Here is a 16,464-nt window from a genome sequence, read left to right as displayed (position 1 = left end):
TTTTGAGAAAGCCCCTCGGGAACGAAAGTTCCCGAGGGGCTTTTTCGCGTTTCCGGCCGCTCGGTACGCTCGTGGACATGCGCTACGACCTGGTCATTTTCGATAACGATGGCGTCCTGGTGGACAGCGAGCCGATCTCCAATCGGATTCTTGCCGACTACCTCACCGAATTGGGCCATCCGACCAGCTACGAAGATTCGCTGCGGGATTACATGGGCGGTGCGCTGCACCGCATTCACGAGGTCGTGCTCCGGCGGTCCGGGAAGCGGTTGCCGGCCGAGTTCGACGAGAGCTTTCATGCGCGGGTCTTCGACGAGTTCCGGCGGAGGCTGGAGCCGGTGGCGGGCGTGCGCGAGGTGCTGGAGAAGCTGGGCGCGGACGGGGTGCCGTACTGCGTCGGGTCGTCGGGCAGCCATGAGCGCATTCGGGTGGCGTTGACGAAGACCGGGCTGTGGGAGCGGTTCGCGGGGGCCGGCGGGGGTGCCGGTGAGCGGATTTTCTCGTCGCAGGATGTGGGGCGGGGCAAGCCGGCGCCGGATCTCTTTCTGTACGCGGCACAGGAGATGGGGGTGGCGTCGGAGCGGTGTGCGGTGGTCGAGGACAGTCCGCTGGGCGTGCGGGCCGCGGTCGCCGCGGGGATGGACGTCTACGGATTCACGGCGATGACACCGGCCCAGAAGCTGACGGAGGCCGGGGCCACCGCGCTGTTCGCCCGTATGGCGGAGCTGCCGGCGCTGTTGCAGTAGGGGACACCGTCTCCGCCGCCCGTCAGGCGCCGAGCGAAATCGGCGCGGTGATCCATCTACCCAGTGGTAGTGGGGAGTTCTAGGCTGAGCGGCCATGACGGCCCCCCGGGTACCAGGAGCGCGGCTGCGGCACGGCCGGGTCTCGCTCGCCCTGAGCTTCTTCATCCAGGGGGCGGTCTTCGCCCTCCTGGTGACCCGAATACCCGCGATCCAGGACCGCTACGGGATCTCGGACGGGCTGCTGCCCGTCTTCCTGGCGGCGGTGCCCGTCCTCGCGGGGGCCGGCAGCGTCGTCACCGAACAGCTGGTGAAGCGGGTGCGGCCCGGCCGGGTGCTGCGAGTGGTGCAGCCGGTGGTGTGTCTGGCGCTGGCCGCCGTCGGGTCGGTCGGCTCGATGGCGCAGGCGGCGGTGGCGCTGGCGGTGTTCGGGCTGTCGGTGGGCGCCCTGGACGCCTCGATGAACATGCTCGGGGTGAGCCTCCAGCGGGCGTACGGGCGGAGCATCATGCTCGGGTTCCACGCCGCGTACAGCCTGGGCGGCATCGTGGGCGCCTCGCTGGCCTGGGCGGGGGCGCACTGGAAGCTGTCGCTGGCGCTGCTGTACGGGCCGGTGGTGGCGGTCCTGGTGCCGCTGGCGCTGCTCGTGGGCCGATGGTTCGTGGACCGGGGCCGGGAGGCTCAGTGGGGCAGCGCGGAGGGGCCGGCGGGGGCCGTCGTGCCCCTCGCGATGCGGCTGTTGTTGCCGCTGTGTCTGGTGATGGCCTTCGCCTATATCGGGGACTCGACCGTCTCCAACTGGAGCGCCAAGTACCTCCAGGACGTCCTGGGGAGCTCCGAGCAGCTCGCCACCGTCCCGTACAACGTCTACATGGTCACCACGCTGCTCGGGCGGGCGGTCGGTGACCTGGGGGTGCGGCGCTTCGGGGCGGTCGCGGTGGTGCGGGCCGGGGCGGTGGTCGCGGCGGGCGGTTTCGCGGTGGTGGCGGCGGCGCCGGGGGCGTGGGCCGGGATGGCGGGGTTCACGCTGCTGGGGTTCGGGCTCAGTGTGCTGGTGCCCCAGACGTTCGCGGCGGCGGGGCGCTACGCCTTCGAGCGGCACGGTCCGGAGGCCGCGGACATGGCCGTCGCGCGGCTGAACATCTTCAATTACGTGGGCTTCTTGATCGGCTCGCCGCTGGTCGGTGCGCTGGGTGATGCCTGGAGCTATCGGGGGGCGATGCTCGTACCGATGGCCCTGGTGCTGGTGACGCTGGTGTATGCCCGCTCGTTCGGGGCGCCGGAGGCCCGATACGGTGACGGGCATGAGCGGCCGCGCACAGCTGATGTGGGATGAGGCAGTAACGGGCTACGACTTCGGGTCCGGGCATCCGATGGACCCGGTCCGGCTCGCGCTGACCATGCGTTTGGTGGAGGCGTTCGAGCTGGATCGCGGGCCGCTGGAGGTGGTGGCGGCCAAGCCGGCCGGGGACTCCACGCTGCGGCTGGTGCACCGCGAGGACTACATCGCCGCGGTCCGCAGAGCCTCGGCGGACCCGGCGGCCGCGGACCAGTCGTACGGGCTGGGGACGGCGGACGATCCGGCGTTCCCGCGGATGCACGAGGCGTCCGCGCTGATCGCCGGGCAGTCGGTGGGCGCGGCGGAGGCCGTCTGGCGCGGCGACGCGGCGCATGCGGTGAACTTCGCCGGCGGGCTGCACCACGCGATGCCGGGCGGCGCGGCCGGTTTCTGCATCTACAACGACGCGTCGCTGGCGATCGCCCGGCTGCTGGAGCTGGGGGCCGAACGGGTCGCGTATGTGGATGTGGACGTCCACCACGGAGACGGGGTGCAGGCGGCGTTCTGGGAGGACCCGCGGGTACTGACGGTCTCGCTGCACGAGCATCCCCGGACGCTCTTCCCGCAGACCGGCTGGCCGGAGGAGACCGGCGGGGCGGGTGCGGAGGGCACCGCGGCGAATGTGGCGCTGCCGGCCGGGACCGGGGACGAGGGCTGGCTGCGGTCGTTCCACGCGGTGGTCCCGGAGCTGCTGGGAGCCTTCCGGCCGCAGGTGATCGTGACGCAGCACGGTGCGGACACCCACTTCGAGGATCCGCTGGCGCATCTCGCGGTGAGCCTGGACGCCCAGCGTGCGGTGGCGGAGGCCTGCCACGACCTGGCGCATGAACACGCCGACGGCCGGTGGGTCGCGCTCGGCGGGGGCGGCTATGCGGTGGTGGACGTGGTGCCGCGCAGCTGGACGCATCTGGTCGCGATCGCGGCGGGCCGGCCGATCGAGCCGACCTCGATGGTGCCGGAGGCGTGGCGGCACGAAGTGTTCCGCCGGACCCGGCAGTTGGCACCGCACCGGATGACGGACGGCCGTACGCCGCAGTGGCGGGACTTCATCGACGAGGGCTACGACCCGGCCGACCGGCTGGACCAGGCGGTGCTGGCGACCCGTCGGGCGGTCTTCCCGGCGCACGGGTTGCTGCCGTAGGGCCAGCACCTTGCCGGAGCTGTAACGCTGTTACAGGTCGCCCGGGGGGCTCCGCGGGCGCCGACGGCCGGCCAGCGGTCGTCGTCCCGCACCGCACCGCACCGCACCGAACCGAACCGTGCCGTGCCGTCCCCCGCTCCCGTACGGCCGTATCCGGCACCGCGCCCCACGGATGTGTGACGTCCCGTCGGTCCGGGCACCCGAAGGCCGACCAACCGGACAGTATGGGAAGCGTGTTGGGAACCGGGGCGCTGCGGGCGCACCTGATCGAGGCGCGGCTCGCGGGGACGATCGCGACCACGCGGGAGAAGAGTCTGGCGCGCTACCGGCTCTTCGCGGCACGCGATCCCAGGGCGCTGCTGGGGCTGGATCCCGAACGGGACTGGCCGCTGAGTGAAGTACTGCGACTGATGGGGCGGAAGTGCGGGGTTTCGGCCGATCCCGCACACACTTCCGGCCCGGATGTGATCGACCCCGACCGTACGGTCGCCGCGCTGGACGGCTTCGCCGAACGGCTCGCCACAGCGGCCGGCCGCCGGGCGCCGGTACTGATCGGCACCGGCCATCCGCACCGGCTGCTGGAGTTCTACGCCGCTCTCGCAGACGCTCTCTCGTCGGCGGGCTGCACCGTTCTCACCCCGGCGTATGGCGCCCGTGTCGACATAGCGACCCGGTTCGGCGTACGTCCCTGCACCCTTGAGTACGTACGGGGAGTCGCGCTGATGCGAGAAACCGGCGTGCGGGGTGCGCCCGGGGCCGGGGGCGTACACACCCATTCCCCGCTGCCGGTTCGGACCGCTCTGGCTGCCGCGGCGGACGCTGCGGGGCCGCTGCCGGGGCTGGTGATCGGGGACCACGGTTGGGTCTGCGGGGCAGGTCAGCTGGGCTTTGAGGCGATCGGGCTGGCGGACACGGACGACCCGGCGCCGTTCGTCGGCCAGGCCGAGGGACGGGTGTCCGTGGTGGTGCCGCTCGATGACGCCGTGCGGGCCGCGGACTATCGGCCGCTGGCCCGCTATGTACTCAATCGGGCATGTCTGTCCCGATAGGCGGCTGTTCGCTGCTCCTCTTCCCCACTCGCATCACCCGCCCCTAATCTGGGGAGTGAGCGCATAGCGACGAAGAGTCACCGGAGGGGAAGCCGGTGACCGTCTTATGCGGAAGGTGCAGGTGTGACATGGCGGCAGACCAGAGGCCTCTGAACGAGGTCGTGTTCCTGACAGTGGCGGAGGTCGCCACGGTGATGCGAGTGTCGAAGATGACCGTGTACCGCTTGGTGCACAGCGGTCATCTGCCCGCGATTCGCGTGGGGAGGTCATTCCGGGTTCCGGAGCAGGCGGTGCACGACTACCTCCGGGAGTCCTTTGTGGGGGTGGAATCAGCCTGACCGGTCCGTCGCCGACCCTCGGATTACGCCGTTCGCCCGGCGGCGGGTAGGCTGGCCCGATGTAGGTAGTGTGGGCTCGGACGCCCCGCACCGAGTGATTCGAAGTGAGCGAGGGTAGTCGTGGGCTCTGTTATCAAGAAGCGGCGCAAGCGGATGGCGAAGAAGAAGCACCGCAAGCTGCTCAAGCGCACCCGTGTTCAGCGTCGTAACAAGAAGTAAGCGACGCTGATCGCGAATTCGCGGCCCCTCATCGCCTTGGCGCGATGGGGGGCCGCGGTGCGTTGTGGGCCGTATGGACGGTGGTCGGACGGAAATGTGGCCCCGGGCATCCTGCGGTCATCACTGCGCAACACCGACCCGATAGCGTGGCCTGCACAGCTTGGCCATTCGTGGTCGCGGCGGGAAGGAAGGGCTGATCTTGGGCAAGGTCGTGCTCGTCACGGGAGTCGCACGGCAATTGGGCGGCCGGTTCGTCCGCCGTATCCAGCGCGATCCCGACGTCGACCGGGTGATCGGCGTCGATGCCGTGCCACCGGAGCACCATCTGGGCGGCGCCGAATTCCTCAAAGCCGATATCCGGCATCCGGCCATTGCCCGGGTCCTGGCCGAGAAGGGCGTCGACACCGTCGTCCATATGGACATCAACGGCACGCCGTTGGGCAAGCGCGGCGGTCGCGCCTCGGTGAAGGAAACCAACGTCATCGGGACGATGCAGCTGCTCGGCGCCTGCCAGAAGGCCCCGAATGTGCAGCGGCTGGTCATCAAGTCCAGCACCAGCGTCTACGGCTCCGCGCCCCGGGATCCCGCCGTCTTCACCGAGACCACCACACCGAAGTCACTGCCCAGTGGTGGCTTCGCCAAGGACATCGTCGAGGTGGAGGGGTACGTCCGCGGCTTCGCCCGGCGCCGGCCGGATGTGGCGGTGTGTGTGCTGCGCTTCGCCAACATCCTCGGGCCGTGCGCGGATTCCCCGCTCGCCGAGTACTTCTCGCTGCCCGTATGGCCCACCGTGCTCGGCTACGACCCGCGGCTCCAGTTCGTCCACGAGGACGACGCCATCGAGGTGCTGCGGATCGCCGCCGCCGCGCCCCGCCGCGGCACGCTCAACAGCGGCACGTTCAATATCGCCGGAGACGGTGTGCTGCTGCTCTCGCAGACCTCCCGGCGGCTGGGGCGGCCGACCGTCCCGCTGCTGCTGCCGACCGTCACCTGGGCCGGTACGGCGCTGCGGTCCATCGGCATCACGGACTTCTCGCCGGAACAGATCCGGCTGCTCACGCACGGCAGGGTCGTCGAAACGACGCAGATGCGCGAGACGCTGGGATTCCACCCGAAGTACACGACGGCGGAGACCTTCGCGGAATTCGCCCGCAGCCGCGGACCCGGGCTGCTGCCGCCCGAGTCCCTCGCCCGCACCGTCGACCGGCTCGCCGGCGTGCTGCCCGCACGCGGCGGCCCGACCCAGTGAGGAGTTCATCCACGATGGCGGACGCCAAGGTCATTCCCTTCGGCGAGGAGCCCCGGGCGCGCAGGAAGGCCAGGCGGGCCGGGCGCGCGGAACGCGGTGCGGCGCTGGCGCCCGTACCGGAGGCACGGACCGAGCATCCGCCGGCGGCGCCCACGCGGCCGAGCCCCGGGCGGTCCCTGGAGGAGCGGATCGCTGGCGGGCTGGCCTTTCTGCGGCGGCGGATCACCGGCGACTACGAGGTCGACGACTTCGGGTACGACGAGGAGCTGACCGACCAGGTCCTGATGTCGCTGCTGCGGCCCTTCTACGAGAAGTACTTCCGGGTCGAGGTGAAGGGGGTGGAGAACATCCCCTCCGACGGCGGTGCGCTGATCGTCGCCAACCACTCCGGGACGCTCCCGCTGGACGGCCTGATGCTCCAGGTCGGGGTGCACGACAATCACCCGGCGCAGCGTCATCTCCGGCTGCTGGCGGCCGATTTGGTGTTCGTCCTGCCGGTGATAAACGAACTGGCACGCAAGGCCGGGCACACCCTCGCCTGCGCGGAGGACGCCCAGCGGCTGCTGGAGCGCGGTGAGATCGTCGGGGTGATGCCGGAGGGCTTCAAGGGCATCGGCAAGCCCTTCGCGGACCGTTACAAGCTCCAGCGCTTCGGGCGGGGCGGCTTCGTCTCGACGGCGCTGAAGGCCGGGGTGCCGATCGTGCCGTGCTCGATCGTGGGCGCGGAGGAGATCTACCCGATGCTCGGGAACTCCAAGACGCTGGCGCGGGTGCTGGGGCTGCCGTATTTCCCGATCACGCCGACCTTCCCGTGGCTGGGGCCGCTGGGTGCGGTGCCGCTGCCGACGAAGTGGACGATCCAGTTCGGCGAGCCGATCCAGACGGCCGGCTATCCGGAGGAGGCTGCGGACGATCCGATGCTGATGTTCAACCTGACCGATCAGGTACGGGAAACGATTCAGCACACCCTCTACAAGCTGCTCGTACAGCGACGCTCGGTGTTCTTCTGAGGGAAGGACCAGAAGAACACCGAGCGGGCCGGCACCGGAGAGCGGGGCTACTTCGGGAGATCCTCGCCGTCGATGCCCAGACCGGGCAGCAGCCCCGGGATCAGCGGCGGGAGAGTGACATCGGGGCGGCCGCCGGTGTCCTTGCGGCCGCCGTGGCTCCCGTCGTGCGGCGAGGGGCTGTCGCCCTTGGACGGCGGGTCGAGCAGCCCGCCCGTGCTGCCGCCGAGCAGACCGTCCTCCTGCGAGGGTGAGGCCGACGGGCGCGGGGCGTGCGAACCGGCACGGTGCTTGCCGTGGGCGGACTTGCTGCCGGACGGTGCCGGGCGGCCGTCGGAGCCGGAGCCGGAGCCGGTGCCCGCGGAGGCGGGCGTGTCGCGGTGGTGGCGCTTGCTGTCCGGGGTGGGCGGCAGCAGCGAGCGGAGCGGACCGACCTCTTTGTCTATGGCGTCGAAGACCGAGCTGACCTCATCGCGGACATCCGTGAGCTGCACCGGGAGCTTCTCGCGCAGATGCGACCAGGTGCCGCGATGGGACTTGGTGAAGGAGTTCAGCGCCTGGATGGGGTCGAGCGAGCCATCGCGCTCATACGCCGCGTGCAGCAGCCGGTGGCCCTCGCCCGCGTCGTGCCGGATGCCGGAGAGCGCCTTGCGGATCTCGCCGAGCGCCTCGTGGTCGAGGTTGGCGAGCCGGGCGCGCTCCATCAGCCGGCGGACCTCCATCATGCGGGTGGAGGCCTGGTCGAGCAGGAGCCGGCCGCGGTCGGAGTCATCGTCGGCCATGCCGAGGCGGAGGTCCTCCATGCCGCGCTTGAGGCCGTAGAGGGAGTCGCCGGGGAGGGCGTCGGAGCTGGCCGCGGCGACGCCGCTGAACGCGCCGGCGGCGACGCCGACCGTCAGCCCGCCGGCCGCCAGCCCCTTGGAGAGGCGGGAGCGCGGGCGCAGTTTGCCGATCGATTTCGTGGCGCGGTGCGCGCCTCTGTGGGCGCGCTGCTCGGGCACCCTGGCACCGTCGGACGGAGCGCCTTCGGCGAAGGCGGCCTCCATCGCGGCGATGAGCTGAGCGCGCTGGACAGTCTTGACCTCGGTGGCCATCTCGGGCCCCGGGAGTCTCCCGAGGCCGTCGGCGACCGCCAACAGCCGTGTTTCGCCCGGCGCTTGCGCCGGATTGTCGACCTGGTCCTCGGCCGCCGCGCCGTCGAGGACCTGCTCCTCCAGCGCCTGGGCGAAGGCGTTGGCCCGCCGGTGCACCGAGACATTTGCGATCACGGGCGGCACCTCCTCTCGTCATCCCGCTCGACTCCCCGGACTGGCTTTGACTGTCCAGATGGACCGGATGGTTGCACGCCGTGCTCCGCGGCCACTCGATCGAGTGAGTGGCCGCGGGGATGGCGTGACCGCATGGAGCCTGCATCCCGCACAACGAGCGGCGCGGCACTCGGGTTACGCACTCACGATGATCTGACCGACCGGGTGCGAGTGGTTACCAAGAGTGAGCGTACAACGGCGTGGGGCAGGGCGTCGGTGCATGTGGACAGGGGGTCAGCGGGCGTCTTCGGGGAGCAGTCGCGCGAGGGTGCGGACCGCGCGGTACTGGAGGGTCTTGATCGCGCCCTCGTTCTTGCCCATGACGCGGGCGGTCTCGGCGACCGAGAGGCCCTGGAGGAAGCGCAGGGTGACGCACTCCTGCTGTTGGGGGTTGAGCTTGCGTACCGCCTCCAGGAGGGCGGCGTTGGAGAGCGATTCGAGGACCGAGTCCTCGGGGCTGCGCTCGACCTCGTTGGCGTCGAGCATCTCTCCGGTGGTGACTTCCAGGCGGAAACGGGAGGACTTGAAGTGGTCGGCGACGAGGTTGCGGGCGATGGTCACCAGCCAGGCGCCGAAGTCACGGCCCTGCCAGGTGAACGTACCGATGCGGCGCAGGGCGCGCAGAAAGGTCTCGCTGGTCAGGTCCTCGGCCGTGGCGCGGCCGCCCACGCGGTAGTAGATGTAGCGGTAGACCGTGTCGGCGTACTGGTCGTAGAGGCGGCCGAAAGCTTCGGCCTCGCCGGCCTGGGCTCGTTCGACGAGGTCCATCATGCGACGGCTGTCGCTGTCGGCGGGGCGACGGGCGGTGGTCGTGCCGGTGCCGGAACGGCGGGTTCTGCCGGCGGCCTTTCCGACCGCAGCACTCCCGTCGGCCAGGGCGTAGCAGGGTCCGGCGGCGGGGACGGCTGAGGCGAATGCGGGGACGGCGTACGCGGTGGGGACAAAACTGCGCAGGTGGTCGACGAGTGTCGTACGCAGCGTAGCCAGGCCCGAGGCGTCAACCCCGACGTGTGGGTACACGGGACTCCCAGAGGCAGAGCTTCCATCACGTGCAGTGCGGGACCGTTCACTCGTCGTAGGGACGTGTGGGTTCCGGATTGCGTCTGAGGAGAATAACGCTTCGTACAGGCAGCGCTACACCCAGTTGCTCAAATCATCGATTAGTTACGGTCCGTGCCGGGTTGGTGGCAGATCAAGTATCGAATACTGAGCAACTATTGATCGGAAGGGAACGCAATCTGCCTGGTTGGAAGGCGTGTTGTGGCTGACCGACAGCGGCGGGACTGAGGGGGCGGCGCAGGGGGTAGGGAGAGGGGATGGCCGTCCCGGCTGTTCGGTGATCGGGCCTGGTCAGCGGCGTCGGCGCTGGAGCGCGACCGCGGCCGCGGCGCCGCCGGCGAGGGCGCCGACCCCGGCCGCCGCCGGGATGCCGATCTTGGCCGCCTTCCGGCCGGTGCGGTAGTCGCGCAGCCGCCAGCCCTGCTCCCGGGCGTGCTTGCGCAGCCTGCTGTCGGGATTGATCGCATATGGGTGCCCGACGAGCGAGAGCATCGGGATGTCGTTGGCGGAGTCGCTGTAGGCGGCGCAGTGCGACAGGTCCAGGCCCTCGGCGGCCGCCAGTGCGCGCACCGCCTCGGCCTTGGCGGGGCCGTGCAGCGGCTCGCCCACCAGCTTGCCCGTATAGACACCGCCGACGGACTCGGCGACGGTGCCCAGCGCGCCGGTCAGGCCGAGCCGGCGGGCGATGATCGTCGCGGTCTCCACGGGGGCCGCGGTCACCAGCCAGACCTTCTGGCCGGCGTCGAGGTGGGCCTGGGCCAGGGCACGGGTGCCGGGCCAGACCCGCTCGGCCATGTACTCGTCGTAGATCTCCTCGCCGATGGACATCAACTCGGCGACGCGGTGGCCCTGGACGATGGACAGCGCGCTGTTGCGGACGTCCGCCATGTGCTCGGGGTTCTCCGAGCCGGCCAGCCGGAAGTAGATCTGCTGCCAGGCGAAGCGGGCCAGGTCGCGCTTGTGGAAGAAGTGCCGCTTGTACAGGCCGCGGCCGAAGTGGAAGAGCGCGGCGCCCTGCATGACGGTGTTGTCCAGGTCGAAGAAGGCGGCGGCCGCCGTGTCCCCGACGACCGGGAAATCGGGCTCCGCCGGTGTCTCCTCGACGGGCGGGGCCTCCTGGGAGGACTTGCGGGCGGCCTCGGCCGCGGCCTCGCCGGCCAGCACGCTGCGGGCCGTGGCGGGGCGTCGGCGGCGAGGGATCCAGCCCAGGTCGAAGAGCGCCCCGGAGGGCATCCAGCCGGATCGGCGAGCGGGCGACATGCCGACAGCGTAGCCAGTTTGTTCGGTGCAGCCGGTTACGGGCGCGTGTCAGGGGGGCCTGGGGTGGGGGAAGGGTGCATTACGGCCACCTCGGCGGGGCCTTAGGGGGTGGGCGAACGCTTCCCGTAGGGGACGGGAAGGCCCCCTGCGGGGCCACAACGTGGCGGGGGACGGGGAAATTCCTCGCGGGTGGGGTGGGGATTCCCGGGCGGGGGTGGGCGGTGGATCTTCGCGCGGGGTGCGCGGTGGATTTCCGCGTGGGGGCGGTGGGGGGCGGGCGGCCGGCCCCCCACTGGGTGTCCGGGCAGCCGCCCGGCCGGAGTCGTCGGCGGGGTCCTGTGGGGACGCGGACCCTCAGGCGCCCAGGGCCGTGCGCAGGCGTTTCGGGTCGACGCGCCAGAAGTCGTGCTGGGCGCCGTCGACGAGGATGACCGGAATCTGCTCCCAGTACTTGCGGTGCAGCTCGGGGTCCTCGGTGATGTCTTTGCGCTCCCACGACGCGCCGGTCTCGGCGCAGACCTTCTCGATCACGGCCTGGGCGTCGTCGCAGAGGTGGCAGCCCGGCTTGCCGACGAGGGTGACCAGCCGGTCGGCGGGGTTCTTGCGGGGGCTGCGGCTGAACAAGGGGGCCATGGAGTCATTGTGCCGGGTCACGGCGGTGTCGGGGCCGGTCGGGTTCGATTACCATCGGTGGGCGATTTGTAGGTTTCCGGGGGTATAGCGGTGAGGAGTGAGGGCGCGTGCTCCCGTCGGTGCTACCCGCGGAAATGGGTGGCGCGAGTGAACGGTGTGACGTGGGAGTTGGTTCCGCGGAGGCCTGTAATAGCCGCGTGACCCCGGTCACTTTGGCCCGACAAAACGGACACCATCTTTGTGCACGCGTTCACAAAGACATAGCCTGCACAAGACAGGGCGGTCGGGTTCCATACGGTCGCCCGCAGCCCCGCTCTACCCGCAGGAGCACCGTGGCAACTGGCCGAACTCACCGACCGGCGACCCGAAGCCGAGGCATTCCCGAGGCCACCGTCGCCCGTCTTCCGCTGTATCTGCGTGCACTGACCGCGCTCTCCGAGCGCTCGGTACCCACGGTCTCCTCCGAGGAGCTCGCGGCCGCGGCGGGGGTCAACTCCGCCAAGCTGCGCAAGGACTTCTCCTACCTCGGCTCGTACGGGACCCGCGGCGTCGGCTACGACGTGGAGTACCTCGTTTACCAGATCTCGCGTGAACTGGGGCTGACCCAGGACTGGCCGGTTGTCATCGTCGGTATCGGTAACCTCGGCGCCGCGCTCGCCAACTACGGCGGCTTCGCCTCGCGCGGGTTCCGCGTCGCCGCGTTGATCGACGCGGACCCGGCCATGGCCGGCAAGCCCGTCGCGGGCATCGGGGTCCAGCACACCGATGAGCTGGAGCACATCATCGAGAGCAACGGCGTCTCGATCGGCGTCATCGCCACGCCGGCCGGGGCCGCCCAGCAGGTCTGCGACCGCCTGGTCGCGGCCGGTGTCACCTCGATCCTCAACTTCGCGCCGACCGTGCTGACCGTGCCCGACGGGGTGGACGTCCGCAAGGTCGACCTGTCGATAGAGCTCCAGATCCTCGCCTTCCACGAGCAGCGCAAGGCGGGTGAGGAGGTCGGGCCCGACAGCGGTGGGCCGGCCGCCGCCGCCCGCGCCGCCGTGGCGGACGATCGCAAGGGACCTGACGGGGACATGCCCGCCGTGATGCCGGCATGACGCTTCTGGTCGTCGGACTGAGCCATCGCAGCGCGCCGGTGAGCGTGCTGGAGCGGGCCGCGCTCGCCCCGGAGGCGCGCGGCAAGCTGCTCCAGGACGCGGTGTCGGCCGAACCGGTCACCGAGTCCGCGGTGCTCTCCACCTGCAACCGCATCGAGCTCTACGCCGACGTGGACAAGTTCCACGCCGGGGTCGCCGAGCTCTCCACCCTCCTGGCCCGGCACAGCGGCGCCGGCCTGGAGGAGCTCACCCCTTATCTCTATGTCCACTACGAGGACCGGGCGGTCCACCACCTCTTCTCGGTGGCCTGCGGCCTGGACTCGATGGTCGTCGGCGAGGGCCAGATCCTCGGGCAGATCAAGGACGCACTGGCCGTCGCCCAGGAGCAGCACACCGCGGGCCGGCTGCTGAACGATCTGTTCCAGCAGGCCTTGCGGGTCGGCAAGCGGGCCCACAGCGAGACCGGGATCGACAAGGCCGGCCAGTCGCTGGTCACCTTCGGGCTGGAGCAGCTGGCGGCCGGCCGGGACGTCGAGGAGTGGGCGCGCGGCAAGCGGGCGCTGGTCATCGGCGCCGGATCGATGTCGTCGCTGGCCGCCACCACCCTCGTACGGGCCGGCGTCGGCGAGCTGGCCGTCGCCAACCGCACCGTCGAGCGCGCCGAGCGGCTGGTGCAGATCCTCACCGAGCCGGGCGGGACCGGTGCCGCCACCGGGCTCGCCGCCCGTGCGGTGGCGATGACCTCCGTCCCGGCCGAGCTGGCGCTCGCCGACATCGTGGTCTCCTGCACCGGCGCGACCGGCCTGGTCCTGGCGGGCGAGATGGTCGCGGCCGCGCGCGAGGGGCGCACCGCACCGCTGGCGCTGCTCGATCTCGCCATGCCGCGGGACATAGATGCCGCGGTGCACCGGATCGAGGGCGCGCACCTCGTCGACATCGAGTCGCTGGCCGACGCGTCCGCGGACGCACCGATGGCGGCCGACGTGGACAAGGTGCGCGGCATCGTCTCCGACGAGGTCGCCGCCTTCGGCGCCGCCCAGCGGGCCGCGCACATCACCCCCACCGTGGTCGCCCTGCGCACCATGGCCGCGGACGTCGTCGCCGGTGAGATCGCCCGGCTCGACGGCCGCCTTCCCGACCTCGACGACAAACAGCGTGCGGAGATCACCCAGACCGTGCGCCGCGTCGTCGACAAACTCCTGCACGCGCCCACCGTCCGGGTCAAGCAGCTGGCCAGCGAGCCCGGCGGCGCCGGGTACGCGGACGCCCTGCGGGAACTCTTCGACCTCGACCCCCAGACGGTCGCCGCCGTCAGCCGGGCCGACACGCGCGCCGACAGGCACGATGCACGGGAGCGGGCATGACCGACAGCACCACGAGAGCACTGCGGCTGGGCACGCGGCGCAGCAAGCTCGCCATGGCCCAGTCCGGACAGGTCGCCGAGGCGGTGCGCGCGCTGACCGGCCGCCCCGTCGAACTGGTGGAGATCACCACCTACGGGGACACCTCCCGCGAGCACCTCGCGCAGATCGGCGGCACCGGTGTGTTCGTCTCCGCGCTGCGGGACGCGCTGCTCGCCGGGGAGATCGACTTCGCCGTTCATTCGCTCAAGGACCTGCCCACCGCGCAGCCCGAGGACCTGACGCTGGCCGCGATACCCGTACGGGAAGACCCCCGGGACGCGCTGATCGCCAGGGACGGGCTCACCTTCGAGCAGCTGACCGCCGACGAGGACCGGGTAGCCCGCATCGGCACCGGCTCTCCCAGGAGGATGGCGCAGCTCAACGCCTGGGCCAGGTCGCTGGGCCGGCGTGTGGAGACCGTGCCGATACGCGGGAACATCGACACCCGCATCGGCTTCGTCGAAAAGGGCGAACTGGACGCGGTCGTACTGGCCGCCGCCGGACTCACCCGCATCGGCCGGATCGACGAGGCGACGCAGCTGCTGCCGCCCGACGTGGTTTTGCCTGCCCCCGGCCAGGGGGCGCTGGCGATCGAGTGCGCCGCGGTCAACGCGGACCTCGCCGCCCGGCTCGCCGAGCTCGACGACCCGGACACCCGGGCCGCCGTGACCGCCGAGCGATCCCTGCTCGCCGCCCTGGAGGCCGGCTGTTCCGCACCCGTCGGAGCACTGGCCGACCTCAAGCGTGACGAGCAGGCTGTCACCGAATTGCACCTGCGCGGTGTCGTCGGCACGACCGACGGCAGCACGCTGGTGCAGATGTCCACCACCGGGCACGTACCCGCCTCTCCCGACGATGTCTCGACCCCGCTGCACATGGGCCGTGAACTCGCCGCCGAGATGCTCGCAAAGGGTGCGGCCGGTCTTATGGGGGAGCGAGCACTTTGAACCCCACCGCCCCAAACCACTCCGCCTCCGGTCAGGTCACCTTCCTTGGTGCCGGGCCGGGAGACCCGGGTCTGCTGACGCTGCGTGCCGTGGAGGCGCTGGCCTCCGCGGACGTACTGATCGCCGACCCGCAGGTGCTGGACGTCGTGCGCGTGCATGCCCGCGCACAGGTGGACACACCACAGGCATCAGCTGACGAGGCGTCAATCCCCGCCGATGTCCCGGCCCTTAGGGACACCGCCAATCTTGTCATGGCGGCCGCCCGTGCGGGCAAGCGGGTCGTACGAGCCGTCAGCGGAGATCCCGGCCTGGACGGGTACGTCGCCGAGGAGATGCTGGCCTGCGCCGCCGAAGGCATCGTCTTCGAGGTCGTGCCCGGCATCGCCGCAGCCGTCGGCGTGCCCGCGTACGCCGGTGTCCCGCTGCGCGACGCGCACGGCACCGACGTCCGCTTCGTCGACGCCCGCACCGCCGATGCGCGCTGCTGGGCCGAGGTGGGTGCCAGCGACGCCACCGCCGTCGTCTCCACCTCCCTCGACTCGGTGGCCGCGGCCGCCGGTGAGCTGGTGTCCGGGGGCCGCAAGCCGGACACCCCGCTGACCGTCACCGTCGCCGGCACCACCACCCGCCAGCGCACCTGGACCGCCACCCTCGGGTCGGTGGCGCAGGTGCTCAAGGCCGCCAAGGTGCTGCCGTCGCCGGACGGCGGCCAGCCGGTCATAGCCGTGGTCGGTGAGCGCAGTGCCGCCGCGCAGCGCGACCGCCTTTCGTGGTTCGAGTCCAAGCCGCTCTTCGGCTGGCGGGTGCTCGTGCCGCGTACGAAGGAGCAGGCCGCGTCGCTCTCCGACCAGCTCGTCTCGTACGGCGCGGTGCCGCACGAGGTCCCGACCATCGCCGTCGAACCGCCGCGCACCCCGCAGCAGATGGAGCGCGCGGTCAAGGGCCTGGTCACCGGCCGCTACGAGTGGATCGCCTTCACCTCGGTCAACGCCGTCAAGGCCGTCCGGGAGAAGTTCGAGGAGTACGGCCTGGACGCCCGCGCGTTCGCCGGGATCAAGGTCGCCGCGGTCGGCGAGCAGACCGCCAAGGCGCTGGTCGCCTTCGGTGTGAAGCCCGACCTGGTGCCGAGCGGCGAGCAGTCCGCCGCCGGTCTGCTGGAGGACTGGCCGCCCTACGACCCGGTCTTCGACCCGATCGACCGCGTCTTCCTGCCGCGCGCCGACATCGCCACCGAGACGCTCGTCGCCGGGCTGATCGAGCTGGGCTGGGAGGTCGACGACGTCACCGCCTACCGGACCGTGCGCGCCTCGCCGCCGCCGGCCGAGACGCGGGAAGCGATCAAGGGCGGCGGTTTCGACGCCGTGCTGTTCACGTCGTCGAGCACCGTGCGGAACCTCGTCGGTATCGCCGGCAAGCCGCACAACGTGACGGTGATCGCGTGTATCGGTCCGGCCACCGCCAAGACGGCCGAGGAGCACGGGCTGCGGGTGGACGTCATGTCGCCCGAGCCGTCGGTGCACAAGCTGGCCGAAGCCCTCGCGGACTTCGGCGCGGCGCGCCGCGATGCCGCGATCGAGGCCGGTGACCCGGTCACGCGGCCGAGCGAGCGGCGGCCCGGGTCGCGTCGGCGGGCTCGTAGCTGAGCGGCTGTAGGACGGTTTTGAAGGGCG

The 16,464-nt window shown here is 71.1% G+C and carries 16 protein-coding genes; 12 read left to right on the top strand and 4 right to left on the bottom strand.

The features are described from left to right. Positions 1–77: 77 nt before the first annotated feature. The 8 genes from AC3EUV_RS33555 (at position 78) to AC3EUV_RS33520 (ending at position 7,088) form a co-directional block, all read left to right on the top strand. Entirely contained in the window at positions 78–746 is a 669-nt protein-coding gene (locus AC3EUV_RS33555) for an HAD family hydrolase (RefSeq protein WP_435604555.1), read from the top strand. A 94-nt stretch (positions 747–840) separates the two neighbouring features. After that, the gene (locus AC3EUV_RS33550) at positions 841–2,079 is read left to right on the top strand and encodes an MFS transporter (RefSeq protein WP_435604554.1); all 1,239 of its coding nucleotides are present in this window, start codon (positions 841–843) and stop codon (positions 2,077–2,079) included. Beyond that, positions 2,048–3,223, top strand: a complete 1,176-nt coding sequence (locus AC3EUV_RS33545; protein ID WP_435604553.1) for an acetoin utilization protein AcuC — start codon at positions 2,048–2,050, stop codon at positions 3,221–3,223. Before AC3EUV_RS33550 ends, AC3EUV_RS33545 begins: the two co-directional genes overlap by 32 nt. Before the next feature lie 233 nt (positions 3,224–3,456). Next, entirely contained in the window at positions 3,457–4,272 is an 816-nt protein-coding gene (locus tag AC3EUV_RS33540) for a phosphatase (RefSeq protein WP_435604552.1), read from the top strand. A gap of 128 nt (positions 4,273–4,400) precedes the next feature. Further along, a complete protein-coding gene (locus tag AC3EUV_RS33535) occupies positions 4,401–4,610 on the top strand; it encodes a helix-turn-helix domain-containing protein (RefSeq protein WP_006604741.1) in 210 nt (69 codons plus the stop codon). A 120-nt stretch (positions 4,611–4,730) separates the two neighbouring features. Next, complete coding sequence (locus AC3EUV_RS33530) at positions 4,731–4,829, top strand: 30S ribosomal protein bS22 (protein WP_003948845.1); 99 nt, start codon at positions 4,731–4,733, stop codon at positions 4,827–4,829. A 199-nt stretch (positions 4,830–5,028) separates the two neighbouring features. Then, complete coding sequence (locus AC3EUV_RS33525) at positions 5,029–6,078, top strand: NAD-dependent epimerase/dehydratase family protein (protein WP_432146925.1); 1,050 nt, start codon at positions 5,029–5,031, stop codon at positions 6,076–6,078. A gap of 14 nt (positions 6,079–6,092) precedes the next feature. Beyond that, complete coding sequence (locus tag AC3EUV_RS33520) at positions 6,093–7,088, top strand: lysophospholipid acyltransferase family protein (protein WP_432146926.1); 996 nt, start codon at positions 6,093–6,095, stop codon at positions 7,086–7,088. A 47-nt stretch (positions 7,089–7,135) separates the two neighbouring features. Here the strand turns inward: AC3EUV_RS33520 and AC3EUV_RS33515 are convergent, their stop codons facing one another. From AC3EUV_RS33515 to AC3EUV_RS33500, 4 genes are all read right to left on the bottom strand, one after another. Further along, the gene (locus AC3EUV_RS33515; RefSeq protein WP_432146927.1) at positions 7,136–8,353 is read right to left on the bottom strand and encodes a DUF5667 domain-containing protein; all 1,218 of its coding nucleotides are present in this window, start codon (positions 8,351–8,353) and stop codon (positions 7,136–7,138) included. 273 nt (positions 8,354–8,626) lie between these two features. Then, positions 8,627–9,412 (bottom strand): ECF subfamily RNA polymerase sigma factor, BldN family, encoded by a 786-nt coding sequence (locus AC3EUV_RS33510; RefSeq protein WP_006604745.1) that lies wholly within the window; start codon positions 9,410–9,412, stop codon positions 8,627–8,629. A 330-nt stretch (positions 9,413–9,742) separates the two neighbouring features. Next, entirely contained in the window at positions 9,743–10,684 is a 942-nt protein-coding gene (locus AC3EUV_RS33505; protein ID WP_432146936.1) for an HAD family hydrolase, read from the bottom strand. 381 nt (positions 10,685–11,065) lie between these two features. Then, positions 11,066–11,344 carry a glutaredoxin family protein gene (locus AC3EUV_RS33500; protein WP_042156576.1) on the bottom strand — a complete coding sequence of 93 codons (279 nt, stop codon included), beginning with the start codon at positions 11,342–11,344 and terminating at the stop codon, positions 11,066–11,068. A gap of 332 nt (positions 11,345–11,676) precedes the next feature. On the opposite strand from AC3EUV_RS33500, the gene AC3EUV_RS33495 reads away from it, so the two are divergent. The 4 genes from AC3EUV_RS33495 to AC3EUV_RS33480 are packed head-to-tail and all read left to right on the top strand — an operon-like array spanning position 11,677 to position 16,437. Next, entirely contained in the window at positions 11,677–12,444 is a 768-nt protein-coding gene (locus tag AC3EUV_RS33495; protein WP_388200062.1) for a redox-sensing transcriptional repressor Rex, read from the top strand. Further along, on the top strand, positions 12,441–13,808 hold the full coding sequence (locus AC3EUV_RS33490) for a glutamyl-tRNA reductase (protein ID WP_432146928.1): 1,368 nt from the start codon (positions 12,441–12,443) through the stop codon (positions 13,806–13,808). The genes AC3EUV_RS33495 and AC3EUV_RS33490 overlap by 4 nt, the downstream gene beginning before the upstream one ends. Continuing rightward, positions 13,805–14,794, top strand: a complete 990-nt coding sequence (gene hemC, locus AC3EUV_RS33485; RefSeq protein WP_432146929.1) for a hydroxymethylbilane synthase — start codon at positions 13,805–13,807, stop codon at positions 14,792–14,794. The genes AC3EUV_RS33490 and hemC overlap by 4 nt, the downstream gene beginning before the upstream one ends. Continuing rightward, the gene (locus tag AC3EUV_RS33480) at positions 14,791–16,437 is read left to right on the top strand and encodes a bifunctional uroporphyrinogen-III C-methyltransferase/uroporphyrinogen-III synthase (protein ID WP_432146930.1); all 1,647 of its coding nucleotides are present in this window, start codon (positions 14,791–14,793) and stop codon (positions 16,435–16,437) included. The genes hemC and AC3EUV_RS33480 overlap by 4 nt, the downstream gene beginning before the upstream one ends. Positions 16,438–16,464 lie beyond the last annotated feature (27 nt).

The organism is Streptomyces sp. bgisy130, from assembly GCF_057708345.1.
This window is presented reverse-complemented; position numbering and strand designations above follow the sequence as displayed.

Coding starts and splice junctions, on each gene's coding strand:
- AC3EUV_RS33555 (WP_435604555.1), top strand. CDS start 78: ATGCGCTACGACCTGGTCATTTTCGATAACGATGGCGTCCTGGTGGAC.
- AC3EUV_RS33550 (WP_435604554.1), top strand. CDS start 841: ATGACGGCCCCCCGGGTACCAGGAGCGCGGCTGCGGCACGGCCGGGTC.
- AC3EUV_RS33545 (WP_435604553.1), top strand. CDS start 2,048: ATGAGCGGCCGCGCACAGCTGATGTGGGATGAGGCAGTAACGGGCTAC.
- AC3EUV_RS33535 (WP_006604741.1), top strand. CDS start 4,401: ATGGCGGCAGACCAGAGGCCTCTGAACGAGGTCGTGTTCCTGACAGTG.
- AC3EUV_RS33520 (WP_432146926.1), top strand. CDS start 6,093: ATGGCGGACGCCAAGGTCATTCCCTTCGGCGAGGAGCCCCGGGCGCGC.
- AC3EUV_RS33505 (WP_432146936.1), bottom strand. CDS start 10,684: ATGCCCTCCGGGGCGCTCTTCGACCTGGGCTGGATCCCTCGCCGCCGA.
- AC3EUV_RS33500 (WP_042156576.1), bottom strand. CDS start 11,344: ATGGCCCCCTTGTTCAGCCGCAGCCCCCGCAAGAACCCCGCCGACCGG.
- AC3EUV_RS33490 (WP_432146928.1), top strand. CDS start 12,441: ATGACGCTTCTGGTCGTCGGACTGAGCCATCGCAGCGCGCCGGTGAGC.
- hemC (WP_432146929.1), top strand. CDS start 13,805: ATGACCGACAGCACCACGAGAGCACTGCGGCTGGGCACGCGGCGCAGC.